The sequence below is a fragment of the Variovorax sp. MHTC-1 genome (genome assembly GCF_003984645.1).
GTDB lineage: Bacteria > Pseudomonadota > Gammaproteobacteria > Burkholderiales > Burkholderiaceae_C > Variovorax.
This window is the reverse complement of sequence record NZ_RWKI01000072.1, coordinates 1-1,553: the sequence shown is the minus strand read 5'-3', so window position 1 is coordinate 1,553 and position 1,553 is coordinate 1. Positions and strand designations below refer to the sequence as shown.

Annotated in this window: 2 protein-coding genes; both read left to right on the top strand. The window is 61.2% G+C overall.

All coding sequences use genetic code 11. The annotated features are described in order from the left end of the window. The first annotated feature begins 173 nt into the window (after positions 1-173). Complete coding sequence (locus tag EJI01_RS28250) at positions 174-797, top strand: ankyrin repeat domain-containing protein (RefSeq protein ID WP_185879111.1); 624 nt, start codon at positions 174-176, stop codon at positions 795-797. A gap of 130 nt (positions 798-927) precedes the next feature. Then, the gene (locus EJI01_RS28245) at positions 928-1,527 is read left to right on the top strand and encodes a hypothetical protein (protein ID WP_126840398.1); all 600 of its coding nucleotides are present in this window, start codon (positions 928-930) and stop codon (positions 1,525-1,527) included. Positions 1,528-1,553: the final 26 nt, after the last annotated feature.

Below are 1,553 nucleotides of genomic sequence, written 5' to 3'. Positions count from 1 at the left end.
AACAGCGGACGGTCGATCTCGCCTCAGAATTCAGGTCGGGAGCGGGCATTCGCGGCGCGCGTCCAACGATGTAGTCGGGCCGGGACCAGACATTCGAAAGAGGTTAGATGGGACGAGTAATACTTCACGACCCGTATTGTGGGACGAAGCTTTGGCACCGCGTCTCCGTCGCGGTGCGCCGCAGCTTACGCGGTCGTATCTTTGCTGCCATTGAGAGAGGTGATGACGCCAAGGCGCTTCACTTCGCGACTCCAAATGTCCTATTCAAATCGGTCGGAGAGTTCGGGCAGTCGCCGCTCGTCGCTGCCATTTCAGCAGGGCGTGGCAACCTGGCACTGGAGTTCATTTCACGCGGAGGTTTCTATGCCGGGGACGGTTCGCTGGCGCACGCGGCGATGCAGGGAAACCTTGACGTGGTCGACGCGTTGCTGATGGCCGGCAAGCACCCCGATGAGCCTCTTCGCGAGCGCGACTTCAATGCTGGCTACACACCCTTGATGTGGGCCGTGAACCGGCGGCATCTGCAGATAGTGAGACGCTTGCTCATGGCAGGAGCAAACGTCAATGCCGTCGCCGAAGATGGGTCCACGGCGGTCATGATGACGGCCAACGCAGCCCCGGAAAGCTTGGAGGCGCTGGAGATGCTCTGTGCATACGGGCCGGACATTCACAAAAAGGATTGGCGCGGTCGCAGCGTAGTCCGCGAGGCGAGAGACCGAGAGAAGAACGCCGGCAAGCCTCAAATGCGCGAGATTCTCGAGCGCCACTTCCCTGGCACCGATTTTGAGGCCGCTTAGTACACCGCGGGAGCAATACCGGTCTTGTGGCAAAGTCCTGCCACCATCCGACGGCCGACGACGCGAGTCGGCCAACAGCGGAACTTTAACGGCAGCCTCCAGTTGACCCGCATTCATAACTCGACCGACCATGCAAGCCCTCGAAGTTCTGCGCAACGGACAGCCCCTGGTGGTGGCGGGCGCGGGTGACGCGGTTCTCCTCTCCTTTTCCATGCACGTGAGCATAGATGGCGAGCATCCCGCGACCCTCGATATGCGAGGCATGAGAGACCTTGGCAATGACCGCCAAGCGCACCTCGAATGGATTCAAGAATTCCCCCTCGACGTAGGCGACGAGATTATCGTGACGCTCCTCGAGGTCGAAGAGGCAACGCCGCCAGCTGAAGACATCGCGTCCGACTCGGATGAGCACATTGCCGCGCAAGCCGCGTACGAGGTTCAACTTGCATCAGGCCTTCCGGTACCCCGCGACTTGGAGCGCAAGCAGCCCGATGCCTCGCTGGAGGTTGTGGTCGGCGACGCGCCGGTCGTCGCCACTTTTGAAGGCGGTCGAGAATTGTTGACCATGCGCGTTGACTGGAATCGTTGGCGTCCGGAGCGGTGCCGCCTCTCTTTGCGCAGCTTCTCCGTAGAGGAAGGGCTGGCGAGAGAAGAGGGAAAGAATTGGCTCAGCGCATCTGCCGCGAGGGACCAGGCGGTCCTTGTTCGTGTCGGTGCTGGCCACGCTTAGGCGGAATCCGTCCAACAGCCGTCACC

Bases quoted from the DNA above. Each gene is read 5' to 3' on its own strand.
- EJI01_RS28245 (WP_126840398.1), top strand. From the start codon at position 928: ATGCAAGCCCTCGAAGTTCTGCGCAACGGACAGCCCCTGGTGGTGGCG.